The organism is Acinetobacter sp. RF15B (genome assembly GCF_007558235.1).
GTDB classification, from domain to species: domain Bacteria; phylum Pseudomonadota; class Gammaproteobacteria; order Pseudomonadales; family Moraxellaceae; genus Acinetobacter; species Acinetobacter lwoffii_C.
In genome coordinates, this window is record NZ_VLSR01000004.1 from 183,655 (window position 1) to 200,006 (window position 16,352).

Annotated in this window: 11 protein-coding genes and 1 pseudogene; 5 read left to right on the plus strand and 7 right to left on the minus strand. The window is 39.7% G+C overall.

All coding sequences use genetic code 11. The features are described from left to right. The first annotated feature begins 185 nt into the window (after nt 1-185). Nucleotides 186-647, plus strand: coding sequence for a DIP1984 family protein (locus E2K74_RS04605; RefSeq protein ID WP_151204242.1), 462 nt, complete (start codon nt 186-188; stop codon nt 645-647). Between the two features lie 341 nt (nt 648-988). Here the strand turns inward: E2K74_RS04605 and E2K74_RS04610 are convergent, their stop codons facing one another. From E2K74_RS04610 to E2K74_RS04635, 6 genes and pseudogenes are all read right to left on the minus strand, one after another. Beyond that, nucleotides 989-2,686, minus strand: coding sequence for an NAD-dependent malic enzyme (locus E2K74_RS04610; protein ID WP_151206526.1), 1,698 nt, complete (start codon nt 2,684-2,686; stop codon nt 989-991). A gap of 387 nt (nt 2,687-3,073) precedes the next feature. Continuing rightward, on the minus strand, nt 3,074-4,033 hold the full coding sequence (gene cntB / locus E2K74_RS04615; RefSeq protein WP_151206528.1) for a carnitine monooxygenase, reductase subunit CntB: 960 nt from the start codon (nt 4,031-4,033) through the stop codon (nt 3,074-3,076). Nucleotides 4,034-4,187: 154 nt separating this feature from the next. Next, the gene (locus tag E2K74_RS04620; RefSeq protein WP_151206530.1) at nt 4,188-5,639 is read right to left on the minus strand and encodes an NAD-dependent succinate-semialdehyde dehydrogenase; all 1,452 of its coding nucleotides are present in this window, start codon (nt 5,637-5,639) and stop codon (nt 4,188-4,190) included. A 79-nt stretch (nt 5,640-5,718) separates the two neighbouring features. Then, the gene (gene cntA, locus E2K74_RS04625; RefSeq protein ID WP_151206531.1) at nt 5,719-6,861 is read right to left on the minus strand and encodes a carnitine monooxygenase subunit alpha; all 1,143 of its coding nucleotides are present in this window, start codon (nt 6,859-6,861) and stop codon (nt 5,719-5,721) included. 34 nt (nt 6,862-6,895) lie between these two features. Further along, nucleotides 6,896-7,810, minus strand: coding sequence for an alpha/beta hydrolase (locus tag E2K74_RS04630; protein WP_151206533.1), 915 nt, complete (start codon nt 7,808-7,810; stop codon nt 6,896-6,898). A 109-nt stretch (nt 7,811-7,919) separates the two neighbouring features. Continuing rightward, a pseudogene (locus tag E2K74_RS04635) lies at nt 7,920-9,453 on the minus strand (BCCT family transporter); the annotation flags it as partial. A 487-nt stretch (nt 9,454-9,940) separates the two neighbouring features. On the opposite strand from E2K74_RS04635, the gene E2K74_RS04640 reads away from it, so the two are divergent. Beyond that, entirely contained in the window at nt 9,941-10,924 is a 984-nt protein-coding gene (locus E2K74_RS04640; RefSeq protein WP_151206537.1) for a LysR substrate-binding domain-containing protein, read from the plus strand. Between the two features lie 96 nt (nt 10,925-11,020). Here E2K74_RS04640 and E2K74_RS04645 read toward each other — a convergent pair whose 3' ends face one another. After that, on the minus strand, nt 11,021-12,208 hold the full coding sequence (locus tag E2K74_RS04645) for a hypothetical protein (protein ID WP_151206539.1): 1,188 nt from the start codon (nt 12,206-12,208) through the stop codon (nt 11,021-11,023). Nucleotides 12,209-13,189: 981 nt separating this feature from the next. Here E2K74_RS04645 and E2K74_RS04655 point away from each other — a divergent pair. The 3 genes from E2K74_RS04655 to E2K74_RS04665 all read left to right on the plus strand — a co-directional run bounded on the left by E2K74_RS04655 (nt 13,190) and on the right by E2K74_RS04665 (nt 16,350). Continuing rightward, the gene (locus E2K74_RS04655) at nt 13,190-15,346 is read left to right on the plus strand and encodes a TonB-dependent siderophore receptor (RefSeq protein ID WP_151206542.1); all 2,157 of its coding nucleotides are present in this window, start codon (nt 13,190-13,192) and stop codon (nt 15,344-15,346) included. A 70-nt stretch (nt 15,347-15,416) separates the two neighbouring features. Beyond that, complete coding sequence (locus E2K74_RS04660) at nt 15,417-16,028, plus strand: DUF4198 domain-containing protein (protein ID WP_151206544.1); 612 nt, start codon at nt 15,417-15,419, stop codon at nt 16,026-16,028. 43 nt (nt 16,029-16,071) lie between these two features. Further along, nucleotides 16,072-16,350, plus strand: a complete 279-nt coding sequence (locus tag E2K74_RS04665; protein ID WP_151206545.1) for a hypothetical protein — start codon at nt 16,072-16,074, stop codon at nt 16,348-16,350. Nucleotides 16,351-16,352: the final 2 nt, after the last annotated feature.

A 16,352-nucleotide genomic window follows, 5' to 3' on the forward strand; every position in this document is an offset into this window, starting at 1 on the left:
GTGATATAATGCTGACGATATAAACTTCAGAATCTCATGCCAGATTTCTTCTTTTGAATAGAAGCGCCCATCGGTCTATTCGTGTTTTGATTTACAGTTTTTGCTTTGTCTCATCCCTCCTTGGCGCTAAAGTAAAAACCATGCCACTCAGTAATGAAATCAAGAAAACCATTCACAGGTGAAAAATGAAATTAGCAGAAGCCCTTTTGCTTAGAAGTGATCAACAAAAAAAACTTGCGTCACTCAAGCAACGTATCAATGCAAATGTACTGGTACAGGATGGGGATGAACCCTCGGAAGATCCCAATGAGTTGTTAAAACAGGTATTTGCTCTTACTCAAGAATCCCAGAAACTGGTGTATGCCATTCATCAAACCAATGCCTTAACAAAGTTAAGTGATGGTCGTTCTTTGCTGGCCTTACTTACTTTGCGTGATGAGCTGGTAGAATGTCATAAAGTCTTAACGGCCGCCATCAGTAGTAGTTCTCGTGAACCCGATCGTTACAGTACACGTGAGATCAAATGGCATAAAGTCATTCCTGTTTCTTCCTTACAGAAACAGGCCGATGATATTAGTGTAAAACTACGTGATTTAAACGTCTTAATTCAAGCCAGCAACTGGAAAATTGACTTGCTCGAAACCTGAAATCTCCCTGATTTCAGGTTATAATTCAATGCGAACATACTGGGCGAGTACAAGATCCCCTACTTCCACAACACAGGATTGCAAATAAAGTGTAGTGGCCTGCAAAGCGAGTGGATCAGCTTAAAACCTTAAGCACTCCTCAATCCATCACTTAGCATTCTTCAAGTCTTTGCGAAAGCAAAGTCACCCTTGACCAGGCACTACCATGTACTGACAGTATGTTCACCTTCTTTAATTAAAATAAGATTTTCCGGAACGCTGGCATCTTACTTGCTCTTAATAGCCCACACTCCTCAAGCTTTAGCTTCTAAAAGCTTGTTTTTAATACAACCTACTCATCCTTAAAATGTAATACGATGATATTTACGATATTGAGGACGCCAGAAATTACTGTTAATTTTTTCCTCCAACTCTTCCAAAGTCAGCATCGGAGCAACCCCTTCTTCCATGGCAGCCTGAGCGACTTTTAAAGCAATCACTTTCGAAATATGCTGAATCTGATCCAATTCCGGAAGTAAATTTGCTTTTGGATCTGTTAATTTTGGCGAGCATTCTGCCAGAGCATTACTGGATGCCATCAGCATTTTATTGGTCACGCGTGTAGCACCTGAGGCAATAACCCCCATCCCTATACCTGGAAAGATATAAGAATTATTGCATTGAGAGATATGATAAATCTCTTCGTGATAATTGACGGGTGCAAATGGACTACCGGTAGCAATCAGTGCCTTGCCCTGTGTCCACTGGATAATATCAGCAGGCACGGCTTCCACTTGAGAGGTTGGATTCGATAAAGGAAAAATAATTGGAGATTCACAGTTCTGCGCCATGGCAGTAATAATATCTTTACTAAATAGGCCGGGCTGCCCAGAAACCCCGATTAACACCGTGGGTTTGGCAAATTTAACCACATCCAGCAAGGATATGGTCTGTTCAGCCTCCGCCCATCCAGCAATATTTTTCAGATCTTGAGCTAATTTTCTTTGGAAATTCAGTAAATTTGGCTGATTTTCTGTGATTAGGCCAAAGCGGTCAACCATAAATACCCGTTTTCTTGCCTCGGCATCGGTCAGACCTTCTGCTACCATCTGGGCAATAATCTGCTCTGCAATACCGCAACCGGCCGATCCAGCGCCTAAAAAGGCAACCGTTTGATCTTTTAACTGTTTATTGGATGCATGTGAAGCTGCTATCAGGCTTCCAACTGCTACAGCAGCCGTTCCCTGAATATCATCATTAAAACAGCATACCTGATCCCGGTATTTTTCTAACAAAGGCATCGCATTATGCTGGGCAAAATCTTCAAACTGAATCAGTGCTTGCGGCCATCTTCTCTGGATCGCTTGGATCACTTTATCTACAAATTCAAAATACTCGTCCCCGGTGATACGCGGTTGAGACCAGCCCATATAAATCGGATCATTCAATAATTGTTGGTTATTGGTTCCCATATCTAAAGTAATGGGCAGTGTGTAGGCAGGACTAATACCGCCACAGGCAGTATATAAAGATAATTTTCCAATCGGGATTCCCATTCCACCAATTCCCTGATCACCTAATCCCAAAATGCGCTCACCGTCTGTAAGCACGATTACTTTGACATTTCTCCGGTTTACATTATGTAAAATGTCATCAATATGATGGCGATCTGGGTATGAAATAAAAATACCGCGATGGCGACGATAAATATCTGAAAAGCGCTGACATGCCTCCCCCACAGTCGGGGTATAAATAATTGGCATCATTTCACTTAAATGATTTTCAATTAAATGATAGAACAGGGTTTCATTGGTATCTTGAATATTTCTTAGATAAATGTGCTTATTAATATCTTCATTGAAGGTACGATACTGCTGATATGAGCGATGACTTTGTTCTTCAATACTCTCAATAACTTGAGGGATAAGCCCCTTCAAGTTAAAGTTTATACGCTCTTCTTCTGAAAAAGCTGACCCTTTATTCAGTAGAGGCAACTCAAGTAAGGTATTGCCTGCATATGGAATATAAAGTGGACGATCAGGATTTTGATTAGTATTCACTTTTGACTCACATAAAATTAAAAATAATAAACTTTCTCATCTTAACCCCTTTAGTGCTGATCTATGTATTTAATAACTTGATTATTAAAAACAGGCCATTTATAAATTTAATAAAATAAGCAATATCTTTCACTCAATACTGAGTTATACGAAAGACTCTTGGATGTACGGTAAGTTTTGAATATAAGCTTCTTCACTTAGAAATTATAGTGTTGATGAGACCTTGAATAATAGGTTTATACAACAAAGCCATAAAAATATAATATTTATAAATTTACTTATTTTTAAACATTCATCCCTTAATTTAAAATGATGAGCATAATAAAACTATCTTACAGAGATTTATATTATGCCCATCTATTTTAATATATAAAAAATTATTAAAAATCAAAGATCCAATGTAATTTCTTTGCCTTTCGCACGAGAAACACAGATCATCATACTTTGTTGTGATGCTTTTTCATCATCATCTAAATATTGATCAAAATGCTCCGCTTCACCTTGTAAAATCGCAGTTTCACACGTTCCGCAGACACCTTCTCGGCATAAGCATTCGACGTCCACATTCAACGCTTCGATCGCTTGTAAAATAGTTTGATCTGCCATCACTTCAATACGCTGATTTGATTTTGCTAAAATGACAGTAAACGATTCAGCATTTTCAGGCGCACTTGAGGCAAACTGTTCCCAATGAATATATTCATCACGATAACGGTGCTGATTACAGGTATTAATCACCGCATCAATCATGGGTTTTGGTCCACATACATAAACATGGGTACCTTTGGGCTGAGAACCAATGAGTGTATTTAAATCTAAATGTGAACCTTCACTGTCGATATAACTGTAAATATATTCAGCATGAATACTTTGTTTTAAATCACTTAGCAAAGCCGCATGTTCAGGTGAACGGAATGCATAATGTAATTCATAATTTACTCCGCGTGCAGCCAATTCGTCCATCTGTGGTAAGAATGGCGTAATTCCAATCCCACCCGCAATCAGAATATGTTTCTCACCTGTCTGTGCCAATTCAAATAGGTTTTTTGGCGAAGAAATCTCAAGTTGAAAGCCTTGCACGCAGTGATCATGCATAAATACAGAACCACCTTTTCCTTCCACATCTTTACGGACACATACTTGGTAGGTCGATAAATCATTGGCATTGCTCATCAATGAATAAGCATTGGAAAGTTTGTCATTCATTTTGACAATGATATGACTTCCGCCAGTAAATGCTGGAAAGTTTTCACCATCTTGACGTTTAAAAGTAAAACGTTTAATCAATGGCGTAAGTTGTTCGACTGCTGTAACAACAGAGGGAAACATTTGATAACTGTCAGTCATCTGTAAATCCTGATTTTTAGCATAAAATACTGCATGCACAGTCTTTAATTTTGAAAAACATATTCCCCAAAATCCTGAGTGACATTGCTAAAATGCCACTCAAAGTTTGGGAAATTTAGCGCAATAAAATGAACTCTTTATACGAAATAAAAAATTAAACCGCTAAACATAAATATTTAATGGTCATAAATTCTTCTAAACCATATTTAGAACCTTCACGACCAATACCTGACTGTTTCACCCCACCAAAAGGTACAACTTCATTAGAGATAGCGGTAGAGTTCATACCCACCATGCCATATTCAAGTTGCTCTGAAACCTTAAAAATACGAGAAATATTTTCGGTATAGATATAAGCCGCTAAGCCGTAAATTGTGGCATTGGCTTTTTCAATCACTTCTTCATCAGTTTCAAAACTGATCAAAGGTGCAACAGGTCCAAAGATTTCTTCAGAGACAATTTCCATGCTTTGATCGACATTGGTCAAAATCGTTGGCTCAAAAAAGCTATGGCCTAATGCATGACGCTGACCACCACAGGCAATTTTTGCACCTTTGCTGCATGCTTCATCAATCAGTTTTTCAGCTTTGAGTACAGCTTTTTCATTAATTAATGGCCCAATTTGCACACCTGCATCCAAACCATTGCCAATTTTTAAAGCCTGTACCGCAGCGACAAATTTTTCAGTAAATGCAGCATAGATATTTTTATGCACATAAATACGGTTAGCACATACACAGGTTTGCCCTGCGTTACGGTATTTTGCCAACATCGCACCTTGAACTGCTTTGTCTAAATCAGCATCTTCAAAGACGATCAGGGGTGCATTTCCCCCCAGTTCTAGCGCAAGCTTTTTAATGGTTGGCGCACATTGCTGCATAAGCAAACGACCTACAGGTGTAGAGCCTGTAAACGTCAGTTTTTTTACTTTTTCGTGTGTAGTAAAGACCGAACCGATTGCTTCAGATTTACCTGTCACCACATTGATCACACCTGCTGGAATACCAGCTTTTTCAGCTAATTTTGCAATCGCTAAAGCACAATAAGGTGTTTCATTGGCAGGTTTAATCACAATGGTACAACCCGCAGCAAGTGCTGGTGCGGCCTTACGTGTAATCATGGCCAATGGGAAATTCCACGGGGTAATCGCCGCAACAACACCCACAGGCTCTTTAGTAACCAAGAAACGTTGACCTGCATTGGTGGTTGGAATGACATCGCCATAAACACGCTTGCCTTCCTCGGCAAACCATTGAATAAATGAAGCTGCATATTTCACTTCACCTAAAGCTTCAGCAAGTGGCTTCCCTTGTTCAATCGTCATGATTTGAGCAAGTTCATTGGCATGCTCTAAAGTGAGCTTGTGCCATAGTAATAGTAAATCGGCACGTTCTTGTGCAGTTAAAGCTTTCCAAGACTGCAAAGCGTCATAAGCACATTCAATTGCGTGTTGTGCTTCGGCTTGTCCCATATTGGGGATCGAACCAATCTCTTCATCTGTGGCTGGGTTAGTGACAATCACACGATCTTGGTCATCGGCATTAACCCATTGTCCCGCAATAAAAGCAGATTGTTGGAATAACGCGTTTTCTTGTAATGCTGACATTGTTTGTTCCTACAGTTAGCGTCTTGGGTTGAGAAATAAGAATGGGCTTATTCCCAACCCAAAAGTGTCGTTCATCAAATTATTGATGATGTTTGGCTACAAGACTCTGGAAATAAGCAATACCATGCTCGCTGATACCTGAACGTTGTTTATCAGTCATGATACGACCTTGACCACGGTAACCCCTTGATTTCAAACCACGCTGTACGCTTTCAACTAGATTCAAATCTTCTGGGCGGAACACATGTTTGTACCATTCGATCAAATCTTTCTGATCTTGAGTCAATTCTTCATTTAAGAAATAGATGTCGTAGTGCTGTAATGTAGTTTCTTCATCCACTGGGAATTCGTAAATTGCAGTCATGAAATCACCACCTGGTGGTACGTTGAACATCGTACTAGGCCAAGTCCAGAAACCACTGAAAGACGGATCAACAATCGATGGATCTAATTTGAATGATTTTTCAGAAGAACGTGCATAACCAAACTGTAAAGTCCAGTTTTCATGAATCGTATGCCAGTATTTATCGACTTGTACAGAGTCCGAGAAGCCAGGGTGTGCAGGACCACAGTGGTAGCATTCCATGTAGTTATCAACGATGAGTTTCCAGTTCGCTGCGGTATCTGTAACAAAACGTGCTGCAAGTTTAAGATCTTTTACAACCTTACATGCTTCGGCTAATTTTTCAGCAAAACCAGGTAATTGATCAGCAACACATGTTGCTTCAGGATCCATATTGATGAAAATGAAACCCGCATGCTCTTCAACTTTTAGAGACACAAGGTTTGAACCTTCTTTGTCAAAGTTGGCAACATTTTCACAGTTACGTGCCAATGCCAATGAGCCATCTAATTTGAATGTCCATGCATGATATGGGCAAGTGATGACATTTTTAGATTTACCCGCACCTGTTAATAACTCATGTCCTCGGTGTGGACACACATTATAAAATGCACGTAAGACACTGTCTTTACCACGAATCACGATGATATTTTCACCAATAATTTTACGGGTGAAATATTGGTTTGGTGTTGCAACTTCGCTGCAATGTCCTACACAAATCCAACTTTTTGCATAGATTTCTGCGGCTTCCTTTTCAAATACTTTTTTAGACGTATAGAATGCTTTTGGAATTGTCCAAGCATTGTCTGCATCCTGACAAAAATCTTCAGGTAATGTATCCACTGCTTCGACAGTAGGAATTTTCTCAAGTGAATTCATCACATTCTCCTCACTAAAATTGAATTCTGATTTTTTAAAAATTAGGCTGTAAAAATTTCAGTAATGCCTCATACACTGAAGCAACTGCATAACAATCACGGAGTAAAGGCAGACAATTGCCCCTTAAACCCATGCCTGTATAAACGTCTATTTGGGTATTGAGCTGCTTTAATTTTTCCAACAAGTCTAAATTTTCCGCATGACATACATCATATTGCGTCAATGCAATAAAGCTGCTTGGCACAGCATGTTTTAGCTGGGGCACAGTACGCAACGCGTGTTGCGCTGACACCCCTGTCCATGTTTTCATCAAGTGTTGATCTTCAATTTGATAGATCAAACTTTGTGGTTGATGCGTTGCGCTGTTTTGAGTTACAAATGATGGGAAAATTAATGCCAATGCTTTCGGTTGTTGCTGTGCTGATAGTGCTTGTTGCACTTGTAATGCAAGCACAGCACCTGAACCATCTGCCACAATTGCACCATGCTCAGGACGGATATTCCATTTTTCTGCTTGTTGCAAAATAAGTTGATAAGCATCCAGACAATCTTGCTGTCCTTGCGTCCAGTCAAACTCAGGCACTAAACCATATTCAGCTAAAAAGACTTTGACTTTAAGATCACGTGCCAATTGGCGGGCAATATATTCATGTGAGTCTGCACCTCCCACCACATTGCCTCCACCATGTACATAAAAAATCCATGACCAACCGGTTAGGGGTTCAATATCTTCAGGTGAGAACACACGCATGTCGATACGATGCGTCGGTAGTGTCAAAGTATGATCTTCGATACACATGCCTTCCGTGCGCGGTAAGGTGTAATGTTGCTGAAAAGCATCATAAGCTGCACGCAAAGAGTCAATATGTTGATCAGCAGGGCTATATACACCACTCCAATAATCAAACATGTGCATCTCTTCGGTTAGAATTGGCTGACTATTTTCCATCACACAGACTTCCTTTCATGCTCAGACTTTAATTCACTGTTCAATGCTTGTTGAATCAGTGTTTCATTACTTTGTTGAATACGTTTGAGCGTGTCGCTTTTCTCACCTTTTTCAATCATATAAGATGGCAATTTTGCATAGTCCTCACGTAACCAGCGCACCAGACCAAAAGTCTGTACCAAAATAATGATAATGAAAGGTAAAGCTGTGACGATGGTTGCTGCTTTCATGGTATCTAAAGGTGCTTTGGAAAAAATCATCGCCAAAGGCACTAAAGTCAGCATCACACACCAGAACAGACGCACATTTTGTGAAGGATCTTGTCCTTCTTGCAAGCCTTTAGAGCAGGTTGCTGATACGGCATAACCCACTGCATCCATGTGTGCTGCAAGGAAAATCACCATAATTGCCAAGAAGATCCACATCATCAATGTGCCGCCTGGTAAGAGGTTCAAGAGCTGTGCAATCGCCACCTCTCCCCCTTGAGTGCTCAACACTTCAGGGACGTTCACCACACCATGTAAAAACTGGTAAATACTGTAATTTTCCATGATGCCAAAGAAAATCCACATCCCAGCACTACCACCAAGTACCATGGCAAGTAATACTTCTTTAATCGTGCGACCTTTTGATACTCGGGTGACAAATAATGCTACACCTGGTGCATAAGACGTCCACCACAACCAGTAAAATACCGTCCATTCACGGGTAAATTTGCCATCGCCCAATGGGTCGGTAAATAAACTCATGCTGACAAAGTTGCTAAACATTAAACCAATACTGGTAATGGTATTATTTAAAATGAACTGGCTAGGACCAAAGAAGAAAACATACAGCGCAAATGCGAAAACCGCATAACACACCATTGAACTCAGGCGTTGCATGCCTTTGTCCATACCCACATAAGAGCTTAGAGCAAATAAAACAGATACACAAAGTACAATAATGGCATTGGTCATGAAAGTATTTGGAATACCTGTCAATGCCGATAAAATATTCGTAAACGTAATTGCGGTGAGAACGAGTGAAATCGTTAAAGCACCAAACATACACAGTAAGAACAACAAGTCAATTGAGCGCCCAACTATGCCTGTGGCTTTAAAACCTGTGATCGACTCGATAATTGATGCCAGACTCAAGCCTTTATTTTTGCGTACATGAAAGCTATAACATACTGAAATAGATGCTAAAGCATAAATTGACCATGCACTAATCGTCCAATGAAACATGGTATAGGGCACACTGTATTTCAATGCTTCAGGTGTTTGAGGTGTAATATTCAAACCTGGTGTTTGATAATAATATGCCCAGTCTAAAAAGCCCCAATATAATGTCGATGAGCCTAGACCTGCCAAGATAAACATGAAAATCCACGAAGACGTGCTGTACTCAGGTTTCCCTTCACCGAGCTTGATATGTCCATATTTGCTGAATGCTAAGCCCGCCACAAATACACAGGCAAAAAAGCCGAACAAAAGAACTGGCGCAGAAAAAAGTGAGGTACTCCAAAATAAAATCTTTTCTGCAAATGCAATTGATTCTTTCGAATACACTGAAAGCGCAATAACCGACAGGAAAACAATAGATAAACTGACTGTTGCCAGCACCTTATCCATTTTCACCTTATTGGGTTTACTGTCCATATTCATAAATCCTTATTGATGCGCACAATCGCAGTTGATCAACCCTACAAATGCCCCATGATTGATACTATCGTTGCATCCATCACGTCATCCGTTCTTAGCCTACGGTCAAACTGATTGTTGTAACGCCATGAATGAATACATGTGCAAGCGCCTACATCATGTCTTAACTGACAAACTCAAAAGCAAAATGGCATCGCGTTTAAAATCATAAAAATCAAAATAGATTAATCTTAAATATCAAGAGAAATATTGCTTTTACCCTCAGTAACAGCACTTCAACCCAATTGATCTAGATCAATGATCTTTACTCACTGTATGCCTTATGGTAAAACCCTCTACAAATCCTCTCATCTGTCATCGTTACGATTTTCCAGATCTTTGCTACACCACCTACTTTGCTTCTTAGTACATTCCTCAGGCGCTAAGATGCTTTTTTGCGCATCAAAGATCAACAAGGTAATCATTAACCCAATGGACACGAATCGTGAATAATCTGCCAAATCTTTCAGACCTAAAGGTCTTTTGTGTCGTTGCGAAACGAAAAAGTTTTGTTGCTTCAGCAGATGAATTAGGTGCATCGCCTGCTTATGTCAGTAAAAGAATTAATATTTTAGAAAATAATTTAAACTGCACCTTGTTTCACCGCAGTACACGACATGTCAGTTTGACTGAAGATGGAAAATTAATATTGGAACGAGTATCCAATATTTTAAATGAGTTTGATGAACTCAGTGATTTGATCAATAATCCGCAAAATACCCCAACAGGACGTATTGATATTGTCAGTAGCTTTGGATTTGGACGTAGCCATATTGCGCCAATTTTATCGAAACTGATGACCATGTATCCGGAGTTAGATATTCAGTTCAATACCATTGACCATACGGTAGACCTGATTCAACACAGCCTAGATCTAGATATTTTTGTTGGCAATGATATCTCACCCAATATGATTGCTAAAAAATTATTGTCGAATTTTCGGATTTTGTGTGCCTCACCACGCTATTTACAAATGAACAGCGAACCTGATGATTTAGATGAACTTGCAAATCACAGCTGTTTAGCCGTTCAAGAACGTGATCAGTCACGCCATGCATGGAAATTACGCAGCCCGATGGAAGATGTGTCGATTGCCATTACACCGAAATTCACTTCAAATAACAGCGAAATTATCAAACAATTGGTGATGGATGATCAGGGCATTATGCTGTGTTCGATCTGGGATGTAATGGAGGAATTACACACAGGAAAGTTACAACATATTTTAACGAGCTATTGGCAGGATGCTGATATTTGGGCAGTTTATCCTTCACGCCTGCGTAGCTCATCGAAATTAAAAACTTGTATTTTGTTTATTCAAGCGCAATTACTTAACCGTCTACAGCATTTAAATACCTTAACTCGAGGCAAACCTGTTCTCGCTAAAGCAGAACAAGTCATTCTTCCTCCTGAAAAAGTGTTTTTATAATTTTAATATGTCTTATTTCCCTCCAACCAGGGTAAACCGTTTCCACGAATTACCCTGTTTTTATATTATTTTTCAGAACTATGTAAACTGCTCAGCTCAGAAATAATAACCAACTGCCAAATATAAAAGTTTATTCCATTCATTATTATCGCCTTCCGCCAAAGCTTTTGAACTTCCACCGATCATGGCATCATTTCTTGACCAAATATATTCTGCTTGTACACCAATTTTTTTATAATTAAAGGCTAAACCAGTAATAATCCGATTTGAGTCTTTATAACCTGACTCATCTTTAAAAAATTGACTATAGGATAAATAAGGCTTAATCCCCGTGATATTTTTAAAGTCATTTTTAAGATTATAATTCAACTCAGCCATAACATATTCACCATCATTAGCAATGTTATACGTATAATCAAATGCACCCAAAGTTGAACTGTGAGGCATCAGCTGATCCTTATTATTTATTTTTTGCTGCCCAGCCAACAGCATGAACTGCCAAGCTTGATACTGAGTGGTAGTGAAGATATTCCAGTTAGTTTTATGTCCGGTTTCCTGGGTTATTCTATTGTCTAAGTCTGAATACCAAATCGAGCCACCAATTTCGGAGGAAAAATGACTTTCTGTATCCCAGGTAATATTTTTTGATACACGCGCCACCCACATATTTTTTTCTTGAATATGGGTTCCGTTTTCCAGATCCTCCGCTTCGACAAAGTTGCCTGTATAACGGCTGGCATCTTTGGATGTTCCTTTAAAATTACCACCATCCGTTGGGTAATAACCTAAAGTTAAATTATAATCCGGATGTTTTAATTGATATTTGAGACCCAGATTATGTACATCTTCATAACCCAGTGTATTAAATAATGTTTCGTAATAACTACTGCCCCAAAAGCGTCCAAAACCAAAATCGACAGGTTGCAGGCCTGCACTTAAAAGTTGCATTTTATCAACTTTATAGCCTAACCATGCACTATGTAAAAATACAGCATCACATAATCGGTCATATTGATAACAACGCACATCACTCTGAGCAAGCCAGGTCGGATTTTCATAATTCAAAACAAGTTTTAAATCTGCAAGTTTCCAATCATTGTTAGTTCCTTCATAAGCCTCATCAACGAAATCTTTAGATTGGTAGCGAGTACGAATTGCCCCCGTGATGGATAATTGGCCAACTTCAGCCTGATTGCTCCCCCAAGTTAAATCATTTGCATATGTAGAGGTAAATGAACTGCCCCACAGACCAATGAACCAACAGCTAAGCAATATTTTTCTCATTGTAAACACCTTGATAAAAGACGTATAACTTGACCACAAACACCTACGCAATCAATACACCATCTATAATTATAATCTTCACACTATGGATTTAATCTAAAGATATTAGGTCTCTTGTCAAAGTCATTATGGACTGCTCGCAATATCCCAGACATGAGACCCCCTCATTTTGAAGCTGCCTCAAAGGATTCTGAGCTTATCCCGTCGAGATGCAAATGATGCCTGCTCCTGATAGTTCGGGACAACTACCTATACCTAGCCATGACCACTTACCATCTGCTTTTTATATCTGAATAACCCTGCTTTTTACCGTCAGGCTTCACACGAAATATATAAGTCTGTGCCATCCTGCTCTCGATACTCTTTTGATTCAGGCTCAAGTTTAGCTAATACCTTATCCGATAAAAGACGGCGTTTTATATCAGTTGTCTTCATGGCTTGTACACCAGCGGATTCACTAAATCTTGCAATGCACAAGACACCTATACACTATGGCTAGTTATACTAGGTTATGTTCAGGCAAGAAAAAGGCTCAATCCCTTTAGAATCAAGCCTCTTCGTTTTAAAACTTGGCGTATTTTGCCATGTTTTGTTGGGTATTTGGTAGAGGGGCAACAATTGAATTCAAAAACCTAAGCCATTCATTTTAAATATTTTTTATTAAATAAAAAATGACTGATCTAATTTTGACCCCAATTAGGTTTAGTGTATTGATTTAACTTTAAATATTGTTCAAATTCGAATTAAGGGTTTGAAAAGTTATAGAGCAGGATATAAAAATGAGTTCAGGAACAAAACTCAAGTAATACCATTTTTTGAATAATAATACTTTATTGCCCTACTCCCTACATCAAAGTCTTGGTTGTCGATTTACCTATCACTAACTCATTTTTAATTTAGATTTCCTATTATGTTGATATTGCTTTAAGACTCAATGAACAATAATATTATTAATAATCATTATCATTTGCATTAACTAAAATGTCTTATACTGTTCCTTCATCATTTAATCTATCTTGTATTAGCGTTGCTATTTTACTTAGCCAGCAAAGTTTTGCCGATACGACTCAGCAATTACCAACGATTACTATTACTACTCAATCCTTAGCAGACTTAGAGAGTTCTGAACAAAGCAAAAGCTATATCATCCAAAACTCTTCAACTGCCTCAAAACTGGATATTTCACTCAAAGAAACGCCGCAAACAGTCAATGTCGTCACCCGCCAGCAGCTGGATGATTTTGCATTAGACAATACCCGAGATGTGCTGCGTAATACCCCAGGGATCACAGTTAGTAATCAGGAAACAGAACGGACCTCCTACCTTGCCCGAGGTTTCGAAATTTCAAATCTCTTAGTCGATGGCGTTGGCATTCCATTCGAAGGCTATAATTATAATAATGATAATCCTGACAGCTTCTTGTTTGACCGCGTCGAAGTAGTCAAAGGTGCAAATGCCTTAAATAATGGAATTGGTGATCCCGGCGCAACCATTAACATGATCCGTAAACGCCCTACTCAGGAACTTCAGGCAGTATTGAATGCTAGCTATGGCTCATGGAATACGCAGCGCTATGAAGCAGATATATCTTCTGCCCTGACCGAAGATGGGAAAATGAGAGGCCGTGTATTTAGTTATCAACAGACTGGCGACAGCTATCTGGATCGTTATAAACTGGAAAAGAACGGCACAGGGGTTGTTCTGGAAGCAGAGGTAACTGACACTACCTTATTGACTGCTGGCTATACCGAAACCAACCATAAGCCGAATGGTGTCAATTGGGGTTCTAATCCGCTGATCAATACCGAAGGTAAGCAGCTCAGTTATTCACGAAATTATAATTACAGTCCAGACTGGACTTATTGGAACAGCAATATTAAAAGTTACTTTGCCGAGCTTGAGCAAAAGCTGGCAGGCGACTGGACAGCCAAACTGACTTATGATGAAAAACGTACACAACGCGATTCAAAACTCTTGTTTCTGTCCGGAAAACCTGGTGCAAATGGCACTTTAGGCATCACCCTATATCCAGGCATGTATATTGATGACAATAAAGAACAACAAGCCAGCCTGAGTTTTAGCGGCACCTATCCACTTTGGGGACAACGCCATGAAGCCTCATTGGGCTATGTATGGGCTAAGAATAGTCTAGATGAATTGGGTTATGCTGGCAGCTTTGCCAACCCGCTGACCACAGATTTAGCCAGCTTTACACCAGAAGAGCCAACCTGGGATATGTCGAAAACCAGTGGTGAAATGCATATCCGTCAGAAGAACCAAAGTCTTTATGCTGCAACCCGACTGCATCTGAATGATGATCTCAAACTTCTTTTAGGTGCCAATTATGTTCAGGCTGAGAGCAGTGGTAGCAGTTATGGGACCGACACCATTTATGATGAAGATAAAGTTTTACCCTATGCCGGTCTAACCTATAACTTTAGCCATGAATATACAGGTTATCTGAGTTATACCTCGATTTTCCGTCCGCAAACCACCAAAGCAATGGATGGCAGCATTAACAAACCGATCGAAGGTGAAAGCTATGAAGTAGGAATGAAAAGTTCCTGGCTAGATGACAAGCTTACCGCCACCATGGCCGTGTTCAGAACGGAGCAAAGTAATTATCCGCTTCGTGATTCTGATGGTATTCCGACTTTACGCAAGACTCAGGTCAGTGACCTGCGTTCCCAAGGCTACGAGTTCGGCTTGGCGGGACAACTGAGCGACCATTTAAACTTAAGCTTTGGTTATATCCAATTTAGCCTGAAAGATCTAATCAATGGCGGCGATGCGCGTACTTTCAATCCAACCCAATCTTTTAATCTCCTAACCACTTATCAGGTACCACAAATTCCAAAACTGAAACTGGGCCTTGGGGTGCAATGGCAGGACCGAACCTATCTGGATGTGCCTGAAGCAACAACCAATGGCGTAATTACCCAGAAAGCTGGAGTTATTGAGCAGGATGCCTACGCCCTGGTGAACTTAATGGCCAGCTATGAGCTGAATGAGCATATGACCTTGCAAGCCAATGGCAATAACCTGACCAATGAAAAATATCTGTTCAATTTCCCGAATCAGCAAGGTTTTTATGGCGCACCAGCGAATTACAGCGTTGCTATGAAATTCAAATATTAATTTTTAGGCTTAGCCTTGACAACATGTTCAGGGCTAAATCATCGATAAATACACAAAACAGGTAAAACAAATGAAAAAAATGATCGCTTTGACCATTGGACTGTCTATGACACTTTCAACTCAGGCGCATATACTTTGGCTGGAACGTGGTAAAGATATGCAGACTCATGCTTTTTTTGGTGAGTATAGTGAACAGCTTAAAGAAACGCAGCAAGGTGCCCTGAAGTCTTTCAATCAGGCAAAGGCCGTTCAGGCCAAAAAAACATTTAGTCCTCAAATGCGACAGGATCATTTGCTCTATGCGACCCAAGGCCAGACAGATGTCCAACTCAGTCATGAATTGATCTATGGAGAATCATTGCTGAGCTATCATGCCAAATCCGGCAGACAAAACTTGAAAGCAGAGTCAGAACTGGATATTGTCCCGACCCAAACCAACAGCAATATATTTACGGTACTGTATCAGGGTAAACCTGCTGCTGATGTTGAAGTCACGGTCTTTTCCCCGCAATTCTGGCTAAAGAAATACACCACCAACAGCCAAGGCCAGATTACGATCGCCACGCCATGGAAAGGTCAATATGTCATTGAAGTCGGTAAAGAAGCAGACAAGGTAGGAAAGTTGAATCAGCAGGCCTATAAAAAACAGTATCTGGTCACGACTTTAAGTTTTGTTCATTAAGTTTTTTAGATTTTCATCAGTATAGATTTATTCAAGGCCAAATATGATTTCTGTAGTGCAGCCACTCGCCATTCTCTATCGCTTAGGCATGGTCTTTGGTATTGGCTACGTGTGCAGTTATTTAATCGCACTCGATCTGGCTTACTTTTTACAAGCTTATTTGCCTAAAGCTGAGTCTGTCTATTTGGCCGCCTTTACTGCCCTGATTTTTTATGTCTGTTTTGTGATTGGAATTTTTTGTATCCAAAGCTTAAAAAAGCTTTCTATCTATAGCCTGATTCCTTTACTTATTTTATTTCTCTTCTTCCGCTTCATAGGTTAAAC

Coding starts and splice junctions, on each gene's coding strand:
- E2K74_RS04605 (WP_151204242.1), top strand. CDS start 186: ATGAAATTAGCAGAAGCCCTTTTGCTTAGAAGTGATCAACAAAAAAAA.
- cntB (WP_151206528.1), bottom strand. CDS start 4,033: ATGACTGACAGTTATCAAATGTTTCCCTCTGTTGTTACAGCAGTCGAA.
- E2K74_RS04620 (WP_151206530.1), bottom strand. CDS start 5,639: ATGTCAGCATTACAAGAAAACGCGTTATTCCAACAATCTGCTTTTATT.
- cntA (WP_151206531.1), bottom strand. CDS start 6,861: ATGAATTCACTTGAGAAAATTCCTACTGTCGAAGCAGTGGATACATTA.
- E2K74_RS04630 (WP_151206533.1), bottom strand. CDS start 7,810: ATGGAAAATAGTCAGCCAATTCTAACCGAAGAGATGCACATGTTTGAT.
- E2K74_RS04645 (WP_151206539.1), bottom strand. CDS start 12,208: ATGAGAAAAATATTGCTTAGCTGTTGGTTCATTGGTCTGTGGGGCAGT.
- E2K74_RS04655 (WP_151206542.1), top strand. CDS start 13,190: ATGTCTTATACTGTTCCTTCATCATTTAATCTATCTTGTATTAGCGTT.
- E2K74_RS04660 (WP_151206544.1), top strand. CDS start 15,417: ATGAAAAAAATGATCGCTTTGACCATTGGACTGTCTATGACACTTTCA.
- E2K74_RS04665 (WP_151206545.1), top strand. CDS start 16,072: ATGATTTCTGTAGTGCAGCCACTCGCCATTCTCTATCGCTTAGGCATG.